This is a genomic window from Micromonospora sp. NPDC003197, assembly GCF_053590565.1.
This window is the reverse complement of sequence record NZ_JBSFTE010000001.1, coordinates 59,998-80,290: the sequence shown is the minus strand read 5'-3', so window position 1 is coordinate 80,290 and position 20,293 is coordinate 59,998. Positions and strand designations below refer to the sequence as shown.

Here is a 20,293-nt window from a genome sequence, read left to right as displayed (position 1 = left end):
AGGCTGCACCGGGGGTGATCAACATGCGGGTGACGACCGGCTTGGCCAAGGCAGCGGGCTTGACCAACTCGACCAGTCTGGCCAACGCGACGGGCCTGGTGGTTGGCTACGCACTCGACGCGCTGCTCGGTGACCCGCGCCGGTTCCATCCGGTGGCGGGGTTCGGACAGGCCGCGGGTGCACTCGAACGACGGCTCTACCGGCCGCACCGCTCGGCCGGGGCGCTGCACATTGCTCTGGCTGTCGGCGTACCGGTGATGGTGGGGGTGGCGGCGACTGCGGCGACCCGACGGCATCCGGTGGCGCGGGCCGCGCTCGTCGCCGTCGGCACCTGGACTGTGCTCGGTGGCCGTACGCTCCGCCGCGAGGCCACCATCATGGGCAAGGCGCTACGCGGCGGCGACCTGCCGGCCGCCCGTAACCGGCTGGGGCATCTCTGCGGGCGTGATCCGGCAACGCTGGACGAGCCGGAACTCGCTCGCGCCACCGTCGAGTCGGTCGCGGAGAACACCTCCGACGCGGTGGTCGCACCACTGTGCTGGGGTGCCGTCGCCGGCCTGCCCGGACTGCTCGGTTATCGCGCGGCGAACACCCTCGACGCGATGGTGGGACACCGGTCACCACGGTACGAACGGTTCGGCACCCCCGCCGCCCGCCTCGACGACCTGCTCAACCTGGTGCCGTCCCGGCTGACCGGGCTGCTGACCATCGCCGCCGCCCCGGTCGTGCACGGCGATCGGGGCGAGGCGTGGCGAGTCTGGCGACGGGACCGTAATGACCACCCGAGCCCGAACGCCGGGCAGTGCGAGGCTGCCATGGCCGGCGCGCTCGGCGTACGACTCGGTGGGCGCAACATCTACTTCGGGCGCTCCGAGGTCCGGCCCTTCCTCGGTGACGGCCCCCGGCCGGAGGCGCGACACATCAAGCGGGCCGCCCGGCTCTCCGGGGCCGTCGGCCTGGCCGCGCTCGGACTGACGGTAGGCCACGCGGCCGCCGCGCCCGCCCGACGGGCGATCCTCCGCTGGGCACTGCGCCGGGTACGGGGCCAGGGATGACCGGGGCGCTGCCCGGCACCGGGTCGGCCGTGAGTCGGCCGTGAGCGGGGCGCTGCTCGTCGCCGGGGCCACCTCCGACGCCGGCAAGAGCGTGGTCACCGCCGGGATCTGCCGCTGGCTGCATCGGCGCGGGGTCCGGGTCGCCCCGTTCAAGGCACAGAACATGTCCAACAACTCGGCGGTGGCGATCAGCGCCGACGGGCGGGGTGGCGAGATCGGCCGGGCGCAGGCGATGCAGGCCGCCGCCTGCGGGCTGGCCCCCGACCTTCGGTTCAACCCGGTGCTGCTCAAGCCGGGCAGTGACCTGTCCAGCCAGGTCGTCCTGCTCGGCGAGGCGGTCGACACGGTCACCGCGACCAACTTCCGTACGCTGCGCCCCCGTCTCGCCGAGACCGCCTTCGCCGCCCTGGCCGAGCTGCGCGCCGAGTATGACGTGGTGGTCTGCGAAGGGGCCGGCAGCCCAACCGAGATCAACCTACGGGACACCGACTACGTCAACATGGGGCTGGCCCGGCACGCCAAACTGCCCACCATCGTGGTTGCCGACATCGATCGGGGCGGGGTCTTCGCCTCCCTCTTCGGCACGCTCGCCCTGCTCGACGCCGCCGATCAGGCGCTGGTCGCCGGTTTTGTGATCAACAAATTCCGGGGCGACCTGGGACTGCTCCAACCGGGGCTAGACATGCTCCAGCAGGTCACCGGACGGCCGACGTACGGGGTGCTGCCCTGGCACGTCGACCTGTGGCTGGACGCCGAAGACTCACTCGCCTACGGGCAGGTGCTCGGTCGACCGGCACCCCCGCATGGCACTGAGTGGCTGGACGTGGCCGTGGTCCGGCTGCCCCGGGTCTCCAACGCCACCGACGTGGAGGCGCTGGCCACCGAGCCCGGCGTACGGGTCCGGCTGACCGTGGAGCCGGCCGAACTCGCCGCCGCCGACCTGGTCGTACTCCCCGGGACGAAGTCCACGGTGGACGACCTGGACTGGCTTCGGCGGACCGGTCTCGCCGATGCCGTCCGGGCCCATGCCGCCGCCGGCCGTCCGGTGCTCGGCATCTGCGGGGGCTACCAGATGCTCGGCCGGGCCATCCATGACGAGGTGGAGAGCCGCCGGGGCAGTGTGGCCGGGCTCGGCCTGCTGCCCGTCGAGATCACCTTCGACAAACACAAGACGGTTACCCGGTCCGTGGGCACGGCCTATGGCTCGGCCGGCGGCACGGCCCATGGCACCGCCTATGGCACGGCTTCCGACGCGCCGGCCGTCGGCATGGTCCCGGTCCGGGGCTACGAGATCCACCACGGTTACGTCTCGTACGCCGATCCGGATCTGCCGCTGTTGCTGACCTACGCCGATGGTCGCGCGGAGGGGGCCGCCGCCGGCCATGTCTTCGGTACGCACTGGCACGGTGCCTTCGAGTCCGACGAGTTCCGCCGCCGCTTCCTCACCGAGGTGGCCCGGCTCTCCGGCCGGCACGGCTTCCGGACCGCCCCGGACACGTCCTTCGCCGCCGCCCGGGAACGCACACTCGACCTGCTCGGTGATCTTGTCGAGGAGCACCTGGACACCGATGCGCTCTGGCGACTCGTCGCGGACGGTCCCGCCGCCGACCTGCCGTTCGTGCCGCCCGGCGCGCCGTAGCGTCGGGAGTTGGTCGCATGATCGCCCCGGGTACGGGTACGCCCGACCCGGGGTGATCCAAGTGGCTAGGAACAAAAACAGAACGATCCTGTGGCTCGTGATCGCGGCGATCGTGATTGGGATCGTGATCGTCGCCATCGTGTACGGCACCGGCGGCGGTGACGGTGGGGGTGGCAAGTACTGACCGCTCAGTACCGCCCCGACGGGGTACCCACCTCGGGCGGCTACGGTCTGCACCGTGGCAGGGGTCGTTGAGGCGTACGCGGATCTGGTCCGGTGGATCCTGGACCGGCCGGCCCGGCTGGGGCGTACCCGGTTGGTCGCCGTCGACGGGCCCAGCGGCGCGGGCAAGTCGGTCTTCGCCGAGCGGCTGGCCGAGGCATTCAGTGCGGCTGGGCCGACCGAAACGTTCGCGGGGATGGCACGGGACCGGCCACCGATCGTGCACACCGACGACCTGCTCGACGGTTGGATGGACCAGTTCACCTTCTGGTCCCGGCTGGAGGAGTGGGTGCTCGCCCCGCTGCGGGCCGGCCGGACCGGGTACTACCGCTCGTACGATTGGGACCAGCGACGTTTCGGGGCGGACTGGACCCCCGTCCCACCCGCCCCGGTGGTGATCCTGGAGGGTTTCACTGCGGCCCGGGCCACCATCCGGCCGGAGTTGACCTTCGCCGTCTTCGTGACCGCACCGGACCAGCTGCGACTGGACCGGGCCTTGACCCGGGACGGCGCGGCGATCCGTCCCCAACTGGACCGGTGGCGGCGCGCGGAACATGACCATCTGGCCCTGGACGACACCGCCGGAGACGCCGACCTGATCGTCGACGGCGCACCCGAACAAGCACCCGAACAAGCACTCGAATCAGCACCCGAACAAGCACTCGAACAAGCATCCGAACCAGCACCCGGGTCGGCAGATGTGCCAGCACCAGCACCGATGACCGATGCGGCTCGGTACTACGTACGGTTGCCCGATCCGCCTCGCCGATAGGGCATGGACGTAACGGTTTCACTGCGGCACGATCTGCGAAAGGGGCGAGGCGAGGTAATCGGGGGCGCACCATGACGACAGGTGACCAGGAAACGACCGCCACTCCGGCCCGGCGTCGGGTCGTACTCACCGGGATCAGTTCGCGGGCCTGGGAACATCCGGCGGACCGGGGGGCACTCACCGCGCTACGCGAGCTTCGCGGCTTCGACGACGTACTCAAGACGTTCTTCGGGATGTGGAACGAGCGCGCCTTCCGACTGTCCTATCTGGCGGCCGGTATCCGGGTGGACCATCGGCAGTACCCGCGCGTCTACCACCGCTTCACCGAGGCGGCCAGCACCCTCGACTGGCCCGAATTGCCCGAACTGTACGTCACCCAGTCGCCCTGGCTCACCGCCGAGGCGATCGGGCTGGACCGGCCGTTCATCGTGGTCAGCTCCGCCGCCGTACAGCAACTCGACGACGACGAACTGCGCTGCCTGCTCGGCCACGAACTTGGTCATGTGGGCAGTGGCCACGCCGTGTACAAGACCATCCTGATGATCCTCACCCGTTGGGCGGCCAACCTGAGCTGGCTGCCGGTCGGTGCGCTCGCCCTGCGGGCGATCATCGCCGCGATGCTCGAATGGTGGCGCAAGGCCGAGCTTTCCGCCGACCGGGCCGGGCTGCTCGCCGGGCAGGATCCGGCCGCCGCGCTGCGGCTGCTGATGAAGCTCGCTGGTGGCGGCGACCTGTCCCAGGTCGACACGACCGCCTTCCTTGAGCAGGCAACCGAGTACGACGGCGGTGGTGACCTGCGGGACAGCTTCCACAAGATCCGGATGACCGCCTGGAGCACCCATCCGGTACCGGTGGCGCGTGCGGCGCATCTGCGGCAGTGGATCGACTCGGGTGCCTACGGTCGAGTGCTGGCCGGGGAGTACCCCCGGCGCGCGGAGGACGGCGACACCTCGGTGACCGAGGAGATCAAGGCTGCGGCCGAGTCCTACCGGGAGGCGTTCGGGCGTACCCAGGATCCGCTGGTGGGGCTGCTGCGTCGCCTCGGCGACGGAGCCACCGACATTGGCGAGTGGGTCGGCAGCGGTGCCGGCCGGGCCCGAGCCTGGATGGGGGCCGCCGGGGAGGCGGCCGCCCGCGCCGCCGGTCGGTCGAACCGGCGGCCGGGCCGCGCGACCGCAGCAGATAACGGACAGTAGTGCCGGGCGGGGCCGGAGCCGGGCGGCGGCGAGGGCTCCCGAGAAGGTGGTTGGTAAGGCCGGCCTACCATTTCGGTCATGACCACATCCACCTTCACCGAGGCTGAGCTGCGCGCGGCAGTCGAGCGCGAGCTGCCCGGTGTCCGCGCCGACCTCGAACGACTCGTCCGTATCCCCGGCATCGCCTTCGAGGGTTTCGACCACTCCCACGTCGAGCGATCCGCCGAGGCGGTCGCCGAGCTGCTGCGGGGCTGCTCCCTCGATGTGCAGATCGTGCGGTCCGGCGGCCAGCCGGCGGTGATCGGTCGGCGGCCCGCACCCCCCGGTGCCCCGACCGTGCTGCTCTACGCCCACCATGACGTACAGCCGGTTGGCGACCTGTCGCTCTGGGAGAGCGACCCGTTCGAGCCGGTCGAGCGAAACGGGCGGCTCTACGGTCGGGGTGCGGCGGACGACAAGGCCGGGATCATGGCGCACATCGCCGCGCTGCGGGCCTTCGGCGACGACCTGCCGGTGGGTGTGGTGCTGTTCATCGAGGGCGAGGAGGAGTACGGCTCCGACTCCCTGGAACGGCTGCTCAAGGAGTACCAGCACGAGATCGCCTCGGACGTGATCGTCATTGCCGACTCCGGCAACTGGGACATCGGCGTACCGGCGCTGACCACCTCGCTGCGCGGCATCGTCAACTGCTTCGTCGAGGTCCGCACGCTGTCGCACGCCGTACACAGCGGGATGTTCGGTGGCGTGGCACCCGATGCGTTGACCACGCTGGCCCGGCTGTTGGCCACCCTGCACGACGACGCCGGGGACGTGGCGGTGGAGGGCCTGGTCGGCCGGACCGGGGCCACCGTCGACTACCAGGAGGAGCGGCTGCGGACCGAGGCCGGGCTCATCGACGGCGTCTCCTTCATCGGCACCGGGCGGCTTACCGACCGGATGTGGACCAAGCCGGCGCTCGCGGTGCTCGGCATCGACGCCCCGGCCACCGGCGAGGCGCCCAACGCCCTGGTGCCGGCGGCAAAGGCCAAGCTGAGCGTCCGGCTCGCCCCGGGCGACGACCCGAAGAAGGCGTACGCCGCGCTCACCGCCCACCTGGAGCGCAACGCCCCGTGGGGCGCGCAGGTCACCGTCTCCTTCGAGCATGACGGCGACCCATGCGTGATCGACGCCTCCGGGCCGATGTACGACGCGGCCCGTTCCGCCTTCCGTACCGCCTGGGACGGGGTTCACCCGGTCGACATGGGGGTCGGCGGCTCCATTCCGTTCATCGCCACCTTCCAGGAGATGTTCCCGAAGGCGGCGATCCTGGTGACCGGCGTGGAGGACCCGTACGCCCAGGCGCACGGTCCGAACGAGAGCCTGCACCTGGGGGAGTTCGCCCGGGTCTGCCTCGCCGAGACGCTGTTGCTGGCGAAGGTTGCCGAGGCGGCTGCTGCCAGCCGCTGACCGTACGTCCGGCGGTTGACCATGCGACCCGGCGGCACCCGACCTGCCCGGTCGGGTGCCGCCGGATTTGTTCTTTCCGGCCGCGCCGAACTGGGAAAACGGCCCGCGAAGCGGACATCTACGGTAGGCTTTCGAACATGAGTACGAACGAAGCGATCGCGCGGCTCGACGCCGCTGTCTGTGCTCTGGGGGACGTCGACGTCTCCGCATGGTCCGACGAGATGCTGACGGATCAACTCGGCGAGCTTTCCGCTGTTCTCTGCGCGCTCGACACGGTGTTGTCCCAGGTGGCCGACGCGGTACGGGCCCGGGGGCTACGGATCGAGGAGCCGATCTCAGCGTAGGAGCAGCCGACATTCGGCGGAGGTGGCTGCCAGGATGGACAGGTGCGGTTCCTGGACCTGGCGGCCACCTCCGCCGCTGTGACGGTCACCCCCGGTCGCCTGGCCAAGGTCGACCTGTTGGCGGTGGCGCTGCGCCGGCTCGATGTCGACGAGATCCCGGCGGGGTCCGGCTATCTCGCCGGTGAACTGCGGCAACGGCAGACCGGTGTCGGCCCGGCCAGCCTGCGTGACCTGCCCGCACCGGCGCAGCAACCAACCCTGACCGTGGCCGGAGTCGACGCGGCGATCGCCGAGATCGCCGCCGTGCACGGGGCCGGTGCGCAGGCCCGTCGCCGGGAACTGCTCGGCGCGTTGTTCGCCGCCGCCACCGCCGACGAGCAACGGATGCTGGTCGGCCTGTTCAGCGGCGAGCTGCGCCAAGGCGCCCAGGGCGGGCTGCTGGCCGACGCCATCGCCCGAGCCGCCGACGTTCCGGCCACCGCCGTACGCCGGGCACTGCTGCTCGCAGGCGACCTGAAGGTGGTCGCCGTGGCCGCGTTGACCGGCGGGGCGGCGGCGTTGAGCGAGTTCACCCTCCAGGTCGGCCGACCACTCGCCCCGATGCTGGCGCAGAGCGCCTCGTCGGTCGACGAGGCGCTGACCGCCACCGGCACCCCGGCAGTCGTGGACGTCAAACTCGACGGGATCCGCATCCAGGTACACCGCTCCGGCAACGACATCGCCGTCTTCACCCGCAGCCTCGATGAGATCACCGCTCGGGTGCCGGAAGTGGTCGCGGCGGTCCGCGCGTTGCCGGCCCGGGAGATGGTGCTCGACGGTGAGGCGATCGCCCTCGACTCGACCGGTCGACCCCGCCCGTTCCAGGAGACCGCCAGCCGGGCCGCCACCCGGGGCGCGCGCCGCCACCGAGGAGGCCCCGTCGGCCTGACTGCCGCCGACATGAGCGGCACGGTCTCCGCCGAAGCCTCCCGGCCGTCGCGCCCCGCCCCGGCCGCCCCGGCGGTACGCGCCGCCGCCAGCACCACCGGCGAGACCGTGCTGACGCCGTACTTCTTCGACCTGCTGCACCTGGACGGCACGGACCTGCTCGACGCACCCGGTCGGGACCGGTGGGCGGCGCTGACTGGCGCGGTCGGCGTACCACTGCTCGTCGGACGGACCGAGGTCGCCACCGTCGACGAGGCCGCCGCTGCCTTTGCCACCGCGCTCGACGCCGGTCAGGAAGGGGTCGTGGTCAAGGCACCCGACGCGCCGTACGCGGCCGGCCGCCGGGGTGCCGCCTGGGTGAAGGTGAAACCCCGGCACACCCTCGACCTGGTCGTGCTCGCCGTCGAGTGGGGCAGTGGACGGCGTTCCGGCTGGCTGTCCAACCTGCACCTCGGTGCCCGGGACCCGCAGACCGGCGGGTTCGTGATGCTCGGCAAGACGTTCAAAGGGCTCACCGACGAGTTGCTGCGGTGGCAGACCGAGCGGTTCCTGGAGTTGGCGGTCGATCGAGGCGACTGGGTGGTCCGGGTCCGACCAGAGCAGGTGGTGGAGATCGCCTTCGACGGGGTGCAGACCAGTTCCCGCTATCCGGGTGGGGTGGCGCTGCGCTTCGCCCGGGTGGTGCGCTACCGCGACGACAAGAGCGCGGCCGAGGCGGACACCATCGACGCCGTACGGGCGATCCACGTCGGTCGGCACGGCGATTGATCACCGCCGCGCCGACCCGGGTCGCTCAGCTCAGTTGGCCGTCGCTCAGCCTCAGTTGGCCGCAGCCAGCGACCGTACGTAGTTGATCTGGTTGTTGAGGTGGTGCACCTGGGTCTGGTCCGTGACCGGGATCCGGGCCACGTACTGCCGCCCGGCGTTGGCCACCGTCACCTGCACGGTGCCCCGGTAGATGGTCTCCTTGGCCAGCAGGAACAGCAGGCTGAAGACGGTCAGGATGCAGAAGCCGACGATCGCACAGACGATCGCCCAGGTCGGGATCTTCTGCTCGATCTGCCAGTGGTCCTGGATGTGCCACGACGATCCGGCCAGCGGGATGTCCCCCGCCGGGGTGCGGACCATCGGCGGCACCACCATGATCTCGCCGATCTGCGCTACCACCGGTCCCGGGGCTCCGGCCGCGAAGACCGCCGGCACACTGGGCGGGAACGGCCCCGGCGGCCCACCCGCCGGGTACGCGTCCGGCTGCCCACTCACCGGGTACGCACCAGGGGGTCCACTCACCGAGTACGCGCCAGGCGGTCCACTGACCGGGTATCCGCCGGGCTGGCCGCCCAATGGCGCGGGCACCGGGTAACCGGTGGGCTGCTCCGGCGAGTACGACTGCACCGGAATTCCTTGGGTGGGGGGTGCCGACTGCACCGGGATCGGCTGGGTGGGGGGTGCCGACTGCACCGGGATCGGCTGGGTGGGGGGTGCCGGCTGCTCCGGGATCGGCGGGGCCGCCGGAAACGGTGGAGCCGGGGGCACCGAGAACGAGGGCGATGCTGGGCTGGGTGGGGGCGCGGGCAACGAAGCTGGTGCTGGCATGGCCGGCGGGTCGACTGGTGACGGAGACTGCTCCGGCATCCCCGGTCCGGGGATGGGAGCCGTCGGATCCACGCTCACCGGGTTACCTCCCTCTGCTCGATCACGACGGCACCTTACCGTGGCGGGCGAAACGTACCGATGCGCAATGTCGAGGAGTGGGCTCAGGCCGGGGACGTTGGCGTTGGCTCGCCGAGCCGGTCCTCGGTTGCCGTACTGCGATCAGGAGGGCCATGGGCCTCGCGGCGCGCCAGCCAGCCGAAGCCCACGAGGGTCATCAGTGCGAACAGCCACCACTGGATGACGTAGCCGGCGTTCTGCCAGTTGTTCTCGTGCTTGATCGGAATGGCCGAGAAGACCGGGTCTGCCGGTGGATCCTGCTCGTCGAGCAGCAGGTAGGCACCGTAGGTCGAATAGGGCAGTTCGGCGGTGAGCCGGGGCACCGCGATCCGCCGGGTCTCGATGTAGCCGTTGCGTCGTTGTGGCGTGTCGGGCCGACTCTCCGACATGTGTACCCGCCCGACGACGGTCACCTGACCAGTCGGCGCGGCCGGGACCTCCGGTTGGGCCATGGCGTCACCGCTGGCCGGTGGAACCCAACCCCGGTTTACCAACACCGCCGAGCCATCGGCCAGGACCAGGGGGGTTACCACCTCGAAGCCGACCCGGCTGTTCACCGTACGGCCCCGGACCAGGATCGTGTTGTCACTGTCGTACCGCCCGGTGACCGTGACCCGGCCCCACTCCGTGGCCTTCTGCGGTGCCTGGCCAGTCGTACCGGGGGCACTTCCCGGTCCGGGGAGTGTCTCGGTCAGCGGGGTCGGAGTCTGGTGGGTGGCCGCGTCGATCTGGTCGTTGATCGCCGAGCGCGTCTGGTAGCGGCTCAACTGCCAGTTGCCGAGCAGGACCATCACCGTGGCCGCGACCAGAGTCAGGGCAAGGATGCCCAGCCAGCGTGGCGTGAGCAGGAACCGGTACACGTGACGAGGTTACCCGGGTGGCGGGAGCCACTACGCTCGGGCCGGATCGGCATCGACCGGCGGCCGGGTGCACGGGGTATCGTCGCGCGTGACCCCGTTGTCCGTTCGAGACCGAATCAGCCCGTCCCGGGCCCTGTCCCCCAGGAGCCGACCATGACCGCCGTTCCCCGCCTGGCGGTCAGTGCCCCGTCGTCCGGGCACGGCAAGACCGCCGTCGCCGTTGGGCTGCTCGCGGCGTATGCGGCCCGGGGGCTGACCACCGCCGGTTTCAAGGTCGGCCCGGATCAGACCGACGCCGCCTACCTGGGCCTGGCCGCCGGACGTCCCGGCCGTAACCTCGACCCTCGGCTCGTCGGCGCTCAGCGGATCGCACCTCTGTTCGTACACGGTGCCGCGAATGTCGATCTGGCTGTTGTCGAAGGCACCATGGGCCTGTTCGACAGCGTCGTCGAGCAACCGGAGATCGACTCGACCGCCGCCATCTGCGCCGCGCTGCGGACACCGGTGGTGCTGGTGGTCGACGCCGCGACGATGGGCCAGTCGGTGGCGGCGCTGGTACACGGGTTCCGTGCCTACGACGAGTTGGTGTGGCTCGGGGGAGTCATCCTCAACCGGGTCGCCTCCGACCGGCACGAGCAGTTGCTCCGGGAGGCGCTCGACGACATCGGCGTACCCGTCTTCGGGGTACTTCGCCGGCAGGACCTGTCCCACGTGCTGCCCACGCGGGAACACGGGATCGTTCCGGTGGCCCACGGCAGCGTCGAGGCGTACCGGGGGGTCCGCCGGCTGGGCGAGGCGATCGCCGAGGCAGTGGACCTCGACCGACTACTCACCCTGGCCCGTTCCGCGCCGCGCGTACCCGTTGCGGCATGGTCCCCCGAGCCGACTGCTCCGGCGGCACCGGCTGCTCCAGGGATGTCGACCGCTCCGGTCGTGTTGCCTGGGCTGGGGGTGCCTCGGCCGGTGGTGGCAGTAGCCGGCGGCCCTACAGTGAGCTACTCCTACTCGGAGACCGTTGAACTGCTCGTCGCCGCCGGCGCGGAGGTACGCATCGTCGATCCGTTGCGCGACGAGACACTGCCGGCGGGGGCGGCCGCGCTGGTCGTCGGCGGTGGCCTGCCCGAGTCGTACGCCGAGGAGTTGTCGGCGAACCGGCGACTGTGCGGTGCCGTAGCCGATTTCGCTCGCTCCGGCCGGCCGGTGCTCGCCGAGGGGGCAGGTGCGTTGTGGCTGGCCCGGGAGTTCGACGGGCGGCCGATGTGCGGGCTGCTCGAGGCTAGCGGGACGAGTACTGCTCAGCTGGTGGTCGGCTACCGCGAGGCGACGGCCCGGGCGAGCACACCGGTGGCGGAACTCGGTACCCGGCTGGTCGGCTACAAGCAGCATGCCGGGGTGCTCCAGCCTCGCGCAGGGCACACCCCCGCCTGGACGTGGAATGGCGGTGCCCCGGAGGGATTCGTGTGGCGCGGAGTGCACGCGTCCCAACTGATTCTGCACTGGGCGGGCGTACCCGGGATTGCCCAGCGGCTCGTCACCGCCGCGACGCGGCTGCCCGAGCCGCATCCCCTTCGGCCCGGTGCCGTCCCGGGGACGGTCGTCCCACTGTCGCCGGTCGTGCCGGCCTCGGTGGTCGCGCCGGTGGCTGCCCCGGTGGGCGACCCGGTTGGTCAGGTGACGGCGTGAACAGGTACGGCACGACGATGGTGATCGACGAGCGTGGTGCGGTGATGATGTGAGCGGGCACGTGGCGGTACGACGTTTTCCCACCCTGACCGTGTCGACGCCCCGGGCGCACGTACGCCCGCTCGGGGCGACTGACGCGGTCACGGTCGGCGAGATCTTCGCCGACAAGCAGACCCAGCGATGGCTGCCGTTGCCCGAGGAGTCCGGCCAGATCGACGCTCTCTCCTGGTGCACCGAAATGGCCCAGGAACGCCGGGACAGCGGTAGCGGCGACCACTACGGAGTGGTCCGGCGCGAGGATGAGCAGTTGGTCGGGTGCCTCTGGACCAAACGCACCGACTGGGGCGGCCGGGTCACCGAGGTGTCGTACGCCATCGCCCCGGAGGCGCGAGGCTTCGGGATCGCGGCCGAAGCGGTCGACGCCTTGGCCATCGCGCTGATCCTGGAGCACGGGTTCCAGCGGGTGGAGTTGCGGGTGGCTCCGGGCAACACCGCATCCCGGCGGGTGGCCGAGAAGGCCGGCTTTACGTACGAGGGGCTGCTGCGTAACGCGGGCTATGCCCAGGGCGGCCGGGTCGACCTGGAGGTCTGGTCCTTCGTGGCGGCCGACCTGCGCTGAGCGGTCCGCGGTGTGCAGAGGGGTGTTCAGGTGTTAGGAAGGGCCCCTTGCTATCGCTTTTTGTATAGCAAGGGGCCCTTCCTAACACCTCTCAGCGGACGATGGCGTCGGATGGTGGGGTGAACTGGCGGACTGGTTTGTCCTTTAGCGCGTCTTTCAAGGTGAAGGCAGCGCTATCGACGGGTTTGTTGGATTGTCCGTCACCCACGGCGTTGAACGGGTTGTCCGGATCGGCGATGAAGCTCGCCGCCGCCAACTCCGGGGTGTAGCCGACGAACCAGGCCGACCGGGTGCTGTCGGTGGTACCGGTCTTGCCGGCCACCGGACGTCCCACCGTTCCCCGTACGCTGTCGGCCGTCGACCAGCCGCCGCAGGAACCCCGAGCCGGAGTGTCGCCGGTCGGGCAGCGGGCCGCGTCGGTGGCGGCACGGGCAGCGTCGGCACTGACCTCCTGACGGCAGCGGGGTTTCGCTGCTTCCCGTTCCAGGCCGGAAGCGGTCTTGTACATCGCGGGTGAACCGTTGGGATTGGTGATCGACAGCACCGGCAGCGCGTCGCAGTACTGCCCGTCGGCGGCGATCGCCGCGTAGGCGTTGGCCATCTCCAACGGGGTGGCGTCGGAGACGCCGAGGGTGAACGCACCCCACATCTTGGCCCGGTCGATCGAGGCCTGCCGGCGGTCCACCTCGGTACGCCAGCGCAGGCCGAGCCGTTCAGCCAGCCGGACCACCTGGTCGGCCCCCACCTTCTGTTCAAGCTGTACGAAGTAGGTGTTGACCGACTTACCGAACCCGGACCACATGGCGTGGGTACCGGTCATCGCGCCGCTGGCGTTGGACGGGCACCAGAATCCGCCGCAGTCGGTCGGGCCACCGCTGCCATCGGGATAGATGGTGGTGAAGCGGTGCGGGGAGTTGAACGAGGTCGACAGGGGCATCCCGGCGTCCAGCGCGGCCAACATGGTGAACATCTTGAACGTCGAACCCGCCTGGTAGCCGGGTACGGTGCCGCCGCCGAGCAGCGGGGCCACGGTGTTGGGATAGTTGCCCTTCATTCTTTCCCGCAGCGCCGGGTTGGAGTGGGGTGAGTTCTTGCTCAGGTCCAGCGAATAGGTCCGGTTCACCGACATCGCCTTGACCCGGCCGGTGCCGGGCTCGACGACGACCAGGCCATGGGCGAACGGACTGCCGATGGCTTCCCGGGACTGCACCTGCCGGTCGGCGATCTCCTGGATCTTCGGGTCGATGCTGGTGACGATCCGATAGCCGCCCCGGCGGAGCTTGTCGATCCGCTCCAGCGGGTTGTCGCCGAACGCCGGCTGGGCGCTCCACCAGTTCTTCAGGTAGTCGCAGAAGAAGCCCCAGCTGTTGTACTCCTTCGGCAGCGCGGTGCAGTCGTTGGGCGGGTCGGTCAACTTCAGCTTGATGGGTTCGGCCTGTGCCGCGGTGGCGGCCTCCGGTGAGAGGTAACCCATGTCCCGCATCCGGGAGATGACGTAGTTGCGGCGGTCGGTCGCGGCCTTCTGGTCGGAGCTGGCCGGGTCGTACTCGGAGGGGGACTTGACCAGCCCCGCGAGGGTGGCCGCCTCGACCGGGGTCAGCTGCTTGGGGGTCTTCGAGAAGAAGATCTCGGAGGCGGCGAAGATGCCGTACGCCCGGTGCCCGAAGTAGGCCGAGTTGAGGTAGCGCTCCAGAATTTCTTCCTTGGTCAGCTGCTTCTCCAGGTCGAGAGCCAACCGCATTTCGCGGACCTTGCGGACCGCGGTCTGCTCGGTGGCCTGTTGCACCTCGATCGGGGACTTGGCGTTGTCCCGGGAAGCCATCCGGACGTACTGCATGGTCAGCGTCGATGCGCCCTGGGACACCCCACCGGCCTGCTGGTTGGCGACGAAGGCCCGCAGCGCACCCTTGGGGTCGACCCCGTTGTGCTTGTAGAAGCGGGAGTCCTCGGATGCCACGATCGCCTGCTGGATGTTCGGTGACATGTCCTCAAGCCGGGTGTACTTCCGATGCTCCTCATAGAAGGCCGTGAGTAGGGTCTTGTTGTCCGACGCGTAGACGTACGTGGTCTGTGCCGGTGCCGAGTCCTGCAACGCGCTGGTCTTGATCTCGATGGCGTCGGCGCCGGCCTTGGTGGTGAGGCCGACGATGGCTACCAGCGGGTAGGCCGCGACGGCGACGACGACACCGGCGATGAGCCCGGCGCGGAGTAGCGGAGTGAGCCGCCCCATGGCGGAAAACGGAGACTTTTTCACCCCATCAAGCTATGACATACACCCATTTGGTCTGACAAAGATTCGCGAAACTTTCTCATGAAATCTGGCTGTTCGGGACCCGGTCGTGTGGGCCGGCCGGCGTACCGAGCAGGATCGCCAGCATGTACGCGCAGCCATACCCGCCCCCGACCGCGGCAACCATCGACGAGGACCCTGGCCAGCGCGAGGACCCTGGCCAGCGCGAGGACCCCGGCCAGCATGAGGACCTTGGCCAGCAGCAGGAGCATGGCGGCCAACATGAGGACCTTGGCCAGCATGAGGACCTTGGCCACCACGGGGACGTCGAGGCGACGCCGGGCCTGGTCGACCTGGCGGTGAACGTACGCCGGGACGAGATGCCGGCGTGGCTCCGCGAGCCGATCACCGCCGCCCTGGACGAGCTGGCGGCCTACCCCGATCCGACCCCGGCTCGGGCTGCGGTTGCCGCCCGGCATCGGCGACCCGCCGACGAGGTGTTGCTCACCTCGGGGGCCGCTGAGGGGTTCGTCCTGCTGGCCCAGGCGCTGCGCGGCGTCCGTCGGCCGGTGGTGGTGCACCCGCAGTTCACCGAGCCCGAGGCCGCACTGCGTGCCGCCGGCCACCGGATCGAACGGGTCCTGCTGCCGGCGGAGACCGGCTTCCGGCTGGACCCCACCCTGGTGCCGGCCGACGCCGATCTCGTCTTCGTGGGCAACCCCACCAACCCGACCTCGGTACTGCACCCGGCCGAGGTGCTCACCACCCTCGCCCGACCGGGTCGGGTCCTCGTCGTCGACGAGGCGTTCGCCGACACCACCATCGCGCCAGGCGTACTAGGCGAGCCCGAGTCGCTGGCCGCCCGGCGGGACGTACCGGGCCTGGTGGTGGTACGCAGTCTCACCAAAACCTGGGGACTGGCCGGACTACGGATCGGCTACCTGCTCGGCCCGGCCGACCTGCTCGCCCGGCTGGCCGCCGTACAGCCGTTGTGGGCGGTCTCCACCCCGGCGCTGGCCGCCGCCACCGCCTGCGCGACCCCGCACGCGGTCGCCGCCGAACGCGAGATCGCCGCCCGGCTCGCCGAGGACCGCGCCCACCTGGTAGCCCGGCTGGCTGCGCTTCCCGGCGTCCAGGTCGCAGGCACGCCGGCCAGCGCCTTCGTCCTGGTACGCCTCGCCGGTGCCGCCGCCGTCCGACTGGCGCTGCGGGAACGCGGCTACGCGGTACGACGCGGCGACACCTTCCCTGGCCTGGGCCCGGACTGGCTTCGGGTGGCGGTACGGGACACTGCCACCACTGACGCGTTCGTCGACGCGTTGGCGAACATCCTGGAGGTCTGACTGATGCTGACAACCACCCTGGCGGCGATCCGTCCGCTCGACGAGGAGGCGATGGCGACCGCCCGCGCACTGCATGGCCGGTTGACCAAACCGGCCGGTTCGCTGGGTGCCCTGGAGGAGCTGTCCGTACGGCTCGCCGGGCTGGCCGGGACCTGCCCGCCGCCGCTGCCGGTATCCGCCGCAGTGGCGGTCTTCGCTGGCGACCACGGGGTGCATGCCCAGGGCGTGACCCCCTGGCCGCAGGAGGTTACCGCACAGATGGTCAGCAACTTCCTGGCCGGCGGGGCGGTGGTGAACGCGTTTGCCCGACAGATGGGTGCCTCGGTCACCGTCGTCGACGTGGGGGTGGCGACCGCGTTGCCGGAGCAGGACCATCCGGATTTGGTGGCGGCGAAGGTACGCGCCGGTACCCGCGATCTGAGCCAACAGCAAGCGCTGACCCGGGACGAGGCCCGGACCGCCGTCGAGGTGGGTATCCAGGTCGCCGGGGACCTGGTCGACGCCGGGGCGGACCTGCTGCTCACCGGGGACATGGGCATCGCGAACACCACCCCGGCCGCCGCTCTGATCGCCGCCTTCACCGAGACTGACCCAGCGGAGGTGACCGGCCGGGGCACCGGAGTGGACGATCCGACGTACACCCGGAAGGTGGCGGTGGTGCGGGCGGCGCTGGACCGGCACACTCCGGAACCGACGGACCCGCTCGGCGTACTTGCGGCGGTCGGCGGGCTGGAACACGCGGCGCTGACCGGATTCATCCTCGGCGCGGCGGCCCGGCAGCGGCCGGTGCTGCTGGACGGTGTCATCGGGGTCTCGGCAGCGCTGGCCGCGGCGGCGTTCGCGCCCGACGCGGTCGGCGCGATGATCGCCGGTCACCGTTCGGTCGAGCCGGGGGCGAGCGTGGCGCTGGCCCGGCTGGGCCTGGAACCGCTGATCGACCTGGGGTTGCGGCTGGGCGAGGGGACCGGGGCGCTGCTCGCCTATCCGGTCGTCGCCTCGGCGGTACGGGTGCTGCACGAGGTGGCCACCTTCGATTCGGCGGGAGTGACCGAGAAGTGAACGACGAGGGTCGCCAGCCGCCGAGCGATGAGGGCCGCGAGTCGTCGAGCGATGAGGGCCGCCAGCCGTTGAGCCATGAGGGTCGCGAGTCGTCGAGCGAGACCGGTCGTCGGCTGTCGAGCGGCAGTCCCTATCCGTTGGGGTTGCGCCTGGCTGGCCAGCGGGTGCTGGTGGTGGGCGGGGGAGCGGTGGCGACCCGTCGGGTGCCGGCTCTGCTGGACGCCGGGGCGCAGGTGCTCCTGGTCGCCCCGGAGCTGACCCCGGCACTGCGGGCCCACGTCGATGCTGGCCGACTGGACTGGGCGCAGCGCCGGTTCGAGGACACCGATGTGGACGGGGTCTGGCTGGTGCAGGTGGCGATCGACGATCCGGTCGCCGCCGAGGCGGTCAGCGCGGCGGCGGCCCGACGGCGGGTGTTCTGCGTACGCGCCGACGACCGGGACGCGGCGACCGCGTGGACCCCGGCGGTGACCCGGCACGGCCCGGTGACCGTGGCGGTGCTGGGCGGCGGCGACCCGCGCCGGTCGATGGCGGTACGCGACGCGATCCGCGGGTTCCTTGCTGTTAGGAAGGGCCCCTTGTTATCGGATTCTGCCTTGGAAGGGGCCCTTCCTAACAGCAAAGCGGGGCGGGTGGCCCTCGTCGGCGCCGGACCGGGCGACCCGGAGCTGATCACTGTCAAGGGCTGGCGGCTGCTCACCGAGGCGGACGTCGTGGTCGCCGACCGGCTGGTGCCGGGACTGCTCCTCGACGAGCTGCGATCCGACGTCGAGCTGGTCGACGCGTCGAAGATCCCGTACGGTCCGGCCCGCACGCAGGAGGAGATCAACCGGATTCTGGTGGAGCGGGCGAAGGCCGGTTCGTTCGTGGTCCGGCTCAAGGGCGGTGACCCGTACGTCTTCGGTCGGGGCGGGGAGGAGCTGCTGGCCTGCGCGGCGGCCGGCGTGCCGGTGACCGTCGTACCCGGGGTGACCAGTTCGATCGCCGCCCCGGCGGTCGCCGGGATCCCGGTGACCCATCGGGGGGTGGCGCACGAGTTCACCGTGGTCTCCGGTCACCTCCCACCCGACGACCCGGCCTCCCTGGTCGACTGGGCGGCACTGGCCCGACTGCGGGGCACGCTGGTCGTACTGATGGGGTTGAAGAACCTGGCCGCGATCACCGCGACGCTGCGGGCACACGGGCGAGCGCCGAGCACGCCGGCGGCGGTCGTGCAGGAGGGTACGACCGGCGCGCAGCGAGTGTTGCGCTCCACGCTCGGCGAGGTGGCCGACGCGGTACGCGACGCGGGCCTTCGCCCGCCGGCCGTGGTGGTGATCGGCGAGGTGGTGACAGTGCTGGGAGCCGATTCGACCGCGTGAAGCATCTTTACATTTAAATAGGCTTGCGCGAAACTTGTCGCCAATCTGGGGCGGCTCCGGCCGGCCTGTCCAGGTACTGCCGGACCGGAGGTGTCCTGATGGCACGAAGTTTCCTACCCGGGCGACGATTGGTCGTCACGGCAGCGATGGCGGTGCTCGCCGCCGTGGCGACGGTCGGTGGGGCAACCCCGCACTCCGCCGAGGCCACCGCCCCCACCGAGGCCACCGCCCCCACCGAGGCCACCGCCCGCGCCGAGGCCACCACGGCCCAATCCGCTGGAGCCGTCCTCGCGCCGGGGTCGGCGGCGCAGGCCACTGTCGAGGATGGTTGTCCGGTGGGGGAGCTGCCCAAACGGCAGCTACGGGCCGCCTGGATCGCCTCGGTGGCCAACATCAACTGGCCGTCCCAGAGTGGACTGTCCGCCGCCGCGCAGCAGGCGGAGCTGCGTACCCTGCTCGATCGGGCACAGGGCCTGCGGCTCAACGCGGTGTTCCTCCAGATCCGGCCGGCGGCCGACGCGTTCTGGCCATCCACCCTGGAGCCCTGGTCGCAGTACCTGACCGGCACCCAGGGCGGCAACCCCGGCTACGACCCGCTCGCCTTCGCCGTGACCGAGGCGCACGCCCGCAACCTGGAACTGCACGGCTGGTTCAACCCCTATCGGGTGAGCACCCAGGGGGATGTGACGAAACTGGTCGCCACGCATCCGGCCCGGCGTAACCCGACCTGGGTGGAGCGCTACGACGGGAAGCTCTTCTACAACCCCGGGGTGCCGGCCGCCCGGCAGCACACGGTCAACGCGATCATGGACGCGGTCACCCGGTACGACCTCGACGGCGTGCACTTCGACGACTACTTCTACCCGTACCCGGTCAGCGGGCAGACCTTCGACGACGCGGCCGAGTACGCCGCCTACGGTGCCGGCCGATCGCTCGCCGACTGGCGGCGGTCCAACGTCGACACGCTGGTGCAGGAGGTCGGCACCCGGATCCGGCAGGCCAAGTCGCACGTACGCTTCGGCATCTCGCCGTTCGGGATCTGGCGCAACCAGTCCACCGATCCGCTCGGCTCGGCCACCTCGGGACTCCAGTCCTACGACGCGATCTACGCGGACAGCCGCAAGTGGGTCAAGCAGGGCTGGGTGGACTACATCGCCCCGCAGCTCTACTGGAACACCGGCTTCGCCGCAGCGGCGTACGAGGTGTTGATGCCCTGGTGGTCGAATGTGGTGGCGGGCACGAACGTGCAGCTCTACATCGGTCAGGCGGCGTACCGGATCAACTCCTGGGGCGACTCCGAGGAGATGCCCCGCCACCTGGTGCTCAACCGGAGCCACCAGGTGTCCGGCGACATCTACTACTCGATCGAGGAGCTGCTGGCCAACCCGCTCGGCTTCGCCGACCGGCTGCGTACCGACTTCTACCGGTATCCGGCGCTGGTGCCGGTGAACACCCGGCTCGGCGGTACGGCTCCCGGCGTACCGGTGCGGTTGACCGCCACCCGGACCAGCGCCGGGGTCGAGCTGACCTGGACCGCTCCCAGCGGTGGTACGACCCCGGCGTACTACGCGATCTACCGGGCGGACGGGGCTGGCTGCGGCATCGAGGCGGCTCGGAACCTGGTCGCCCTGCCCCGGGCGGGCAGCGGCACGCAGCGTTTCGTGGACACCGCGCCGCCGCCGGTCGGTACGGCGACCTACCTGGTGACCGCCGTGTCCCGGCTGCACCACGAGAGCGCCCCGGCCACCGCCGTGACGACCAACTGATCCGGCGACAGCAACCTAGCCACGCCCCGACCCACCCCCGAGCTAGCTGATCATGAAG

The 20,293-nt window shown here is 70.8% G+C and carries 17 protein-coding genes; 14 read left to right on the top strand and 3 right to left on the bottom strand.

Going from position 1 to position 20,293, the window contains the following annotated elements; genetic code table 11:
* Nucleotides 1-23 precede the first annotated feature (23 nt).
* From ACWDV4_RS00400 to ACWDV4_RS00365, 8 genes are all read left to right on the top strand, one after another.
* Nucleotides 24-1,055, top strand: coding sequence for a cobalamin biosynthesis protein (locus ACWDV4_RS00400; protein ID WP_449973647.1), 1,032 nt, complete (start codon nt 24-26; stop codon nt 1,053-1,055).
* A 40-nt stretch (nt 1,056-1,095) separates the two neighbouring features.
* Entirely contained in the window at nt 1,096-2,694 is a 1,599-nt protein-coding gene (locus ACWDV4_RS00395; RefSeq protein ID WP_449973645.1) for a cobyric acid synthase, read from the top strand.
* A 61-nt stretch (nt 2,695-2,755) separates the two neighbouring features.
* Entirely contained in the window at nt 2,756-2,878 is a 123-nt protein-coding gene (locus ACWDV4_RS00390; protein ID WP_449973644.1) for a hypothetical protein, read from the top strand.
* A gap of 54 nt (nt 2,879-2,932) precedes the next feature.
* The gene (locus ACWDV4_RS00385) at nt 2,933-3,688 is read left to right on the top strand and encodes a hypothetical protein (protein WP_449973643.1); all 756 of its coding nucleotides are present in this window, start codon (nt 2,933-2,935) and stop codon (nt 3,686-3,688) included.
* Nucleotides 3,689-3,759: 71 nt separating this feature from the next.
* Nucleotides 3,760-4,884 carry a M48 family metallopeptidase gene (locus ACWDV4_RS00380; protein WP_449973642.1) on the top strand — a complete coding sequence of 375 codons (1,125 nt, stop codon included), beginning with the start codon at nt 3,760-3,762 and terminating at the stop codon, nt 4,882-4,884.
* A 78-nt stretch (nt 4,885-4,962) separates the two neighbouring features.
* Complete coding sequence (locus tag ACWDV4_RS00375) at nt 4,963-6,330, top strand: M20/M25/M40 family metallo-hydrolase (RefSeq protein WP_449973641.1); 1,368 nt, start codon at nt 4,963-4,965, stop codon at nt 6,328-6,330.
* Nucleotides 6,331-6,467: 137 nt separating this feature from the next.
* Entirely contained in the window at nt 6,468-6,674 is a 207-nt protein-coding gene (locus ACWDV4_RS00370; RefSeq protein ID WP_449973640.1) for a hypothetical protein, read from the top strand.
* Between the two features lie 42 nt (nt 6,675-6,716).
* Nucleotides 6,717-8,369 carry an ATP-dependent DNA ligase gene (locus tag ACWDV4_RS00365; RefSeq protein ID WP_449973639.1) on the top strand — a complete coding sequence of 551 codons (1,653 nt, stop codon included), beginning with the start codon at nt 6,717-6,719 and terminating at the stop codon, nt 8,367-8,369.
* 51 nt (nt 8,370-8,420) lie between these two features.
* On the opposite strand, the gene ACWDV4_RS00360 is transcribed toward ACWDV4_RS00365, so the two are convergent.
* Both ACWDV4_RS00360 and ACWDV4_RS00355 read right to left on the bottom strand, forming a co-directional pair.
* A complete protein-coding gene (locus ACWDV4_RS00360) occupies nt 8,421-9,275 on the bottom strand; it encodes a hypothetical protein (protein ID WP_449973638.1) in 855 nt (284 codons plus the stop codon).
* A gap of 83 nt (nt 9,276-9,358) precedes the next feature.
* On the bottom strand, nt 9,359-10,174 hold the full coding sequence (locus ACWDV4_RS00355; RefSeq protein WP_449973637.1) for an SURF1 family cytochrome oxidase biogenesis protein: 816 nt from the start codon (nt 10,172-10,174) through the stop codon (nt 9,359-9,361).
* 153 nt (nt 10,175-10,327) lie between these two features.
* Between ACWDV4_RS00355 and ACWDV4_RS00350 the strand changes: the two genes are divergently transcribed.
* Both ACWDV4_RS00350 and ACWDV4_RS00345 read left to right on the top strand, forming a co-directional pair.
* Nucleotides 10,328-11,857: a cobyrinate a,c-diamide synthase gene (locus ACWDV4_RS00350; RefSeq protein ID WP_449973636.1), complete on the top strand. Its 1,530-nt coding sequence runs from the start codon at nt 10,328-10,330 to the stop codon at nt 11,855-11,857.
* Nucleotides 11,858-11,906: 49 nt separating this feature from the next.
* On the top strand, nt 11,907-12,476 hold the full coding sequence (locus ACWDV4_RS00345) for a GNAT family N-acetyltransferase (protein ID WP_449973635.1): 570 nt from the start codon (nt 11,907-11,909) through the stop codon (nt 12,474-12,476).
* 91 nt (nt 12,477-12,567) lie between these two features.
* Here the strand turns inward: ACWDV4_RS00345 and ACWDV4_RS00340 are convergent, their stop codons facing one another.
* On the bottom strand, nt 12,568-14,730 hold the full coding sequence (locus tag ACWDV4_RS00340; protein ID WP_449973634.1) for a transglycosylase domain-containing protein: 2,163 nt from the start codon (nt 14,728-14,730) through the stop codon (nt 12,568-12,570).
* 122 nt (nt 14,731-14,852) lie between these two features.
* Between ACWDV4_RS00340 and cobC the strand changes: the two genes are divergently transcribed.
* The 4 genes from cobC to ACWDV4_RS00320 all read left to right on the top strand — a co-directional run bounded on the left by cobC (nt 14,853) and on the right by ACWDV4_RS00320 (nt 20,235).
* The gene (cobC, locus tag ACWDV4_RS00335; RefSeq protein WP_449973632.1) at nt 14,853-16,049 is read left to right on the top strand and encodes an Rv2231c family pyridoxal phosphate-dependent protein CobC; all 1,197 of its coding nucleotides are present in this window, start codon (nt 14,853-14,855) and stop codon (nt 16,047-16,049) included.
* 3 nt (nt 16,050-16,052) lie between these two features.
* Entirely contained in the window at nt 16,053-17,108 is a 1,056-nt protein-coding gene (gene cobT / locus ACWDV4_RS00330) for a nicotinate-nucleotide--dimethylbenzimidazole phosphoribosyltransferase (protein ID WP_449973630.1), read from the top strand.
* Between the two features lie 113 nt (nt 17,109-17,221).
* A complete protein-coding gene (gene cobA / locus ACWDV4_RS00325) occupies nt 17,222-18,469 on the top strand; it encodes a uroporphyrinogen-III C-methyltransferase (RefSeq protein WP_449974119.1) in 1,248 nt (415 codons plus the stop codon).
* A 98-nt stretch (nt 18,470-18,567) separates the two neighbouring features.
* Complete coding sequence (locus ACWDV4_RS00320) at nt 18,568-20,235, top strand: glycoside hydrolase family 10 protein (RefSeq protein WP_449973628.1); 1,668 nt, start codon at nt 18,568-18,570, stop codon at nt 20,233-20,235.
* Nucleotides 20,236-20,293 lie beyond the last annotated feature (58 nt).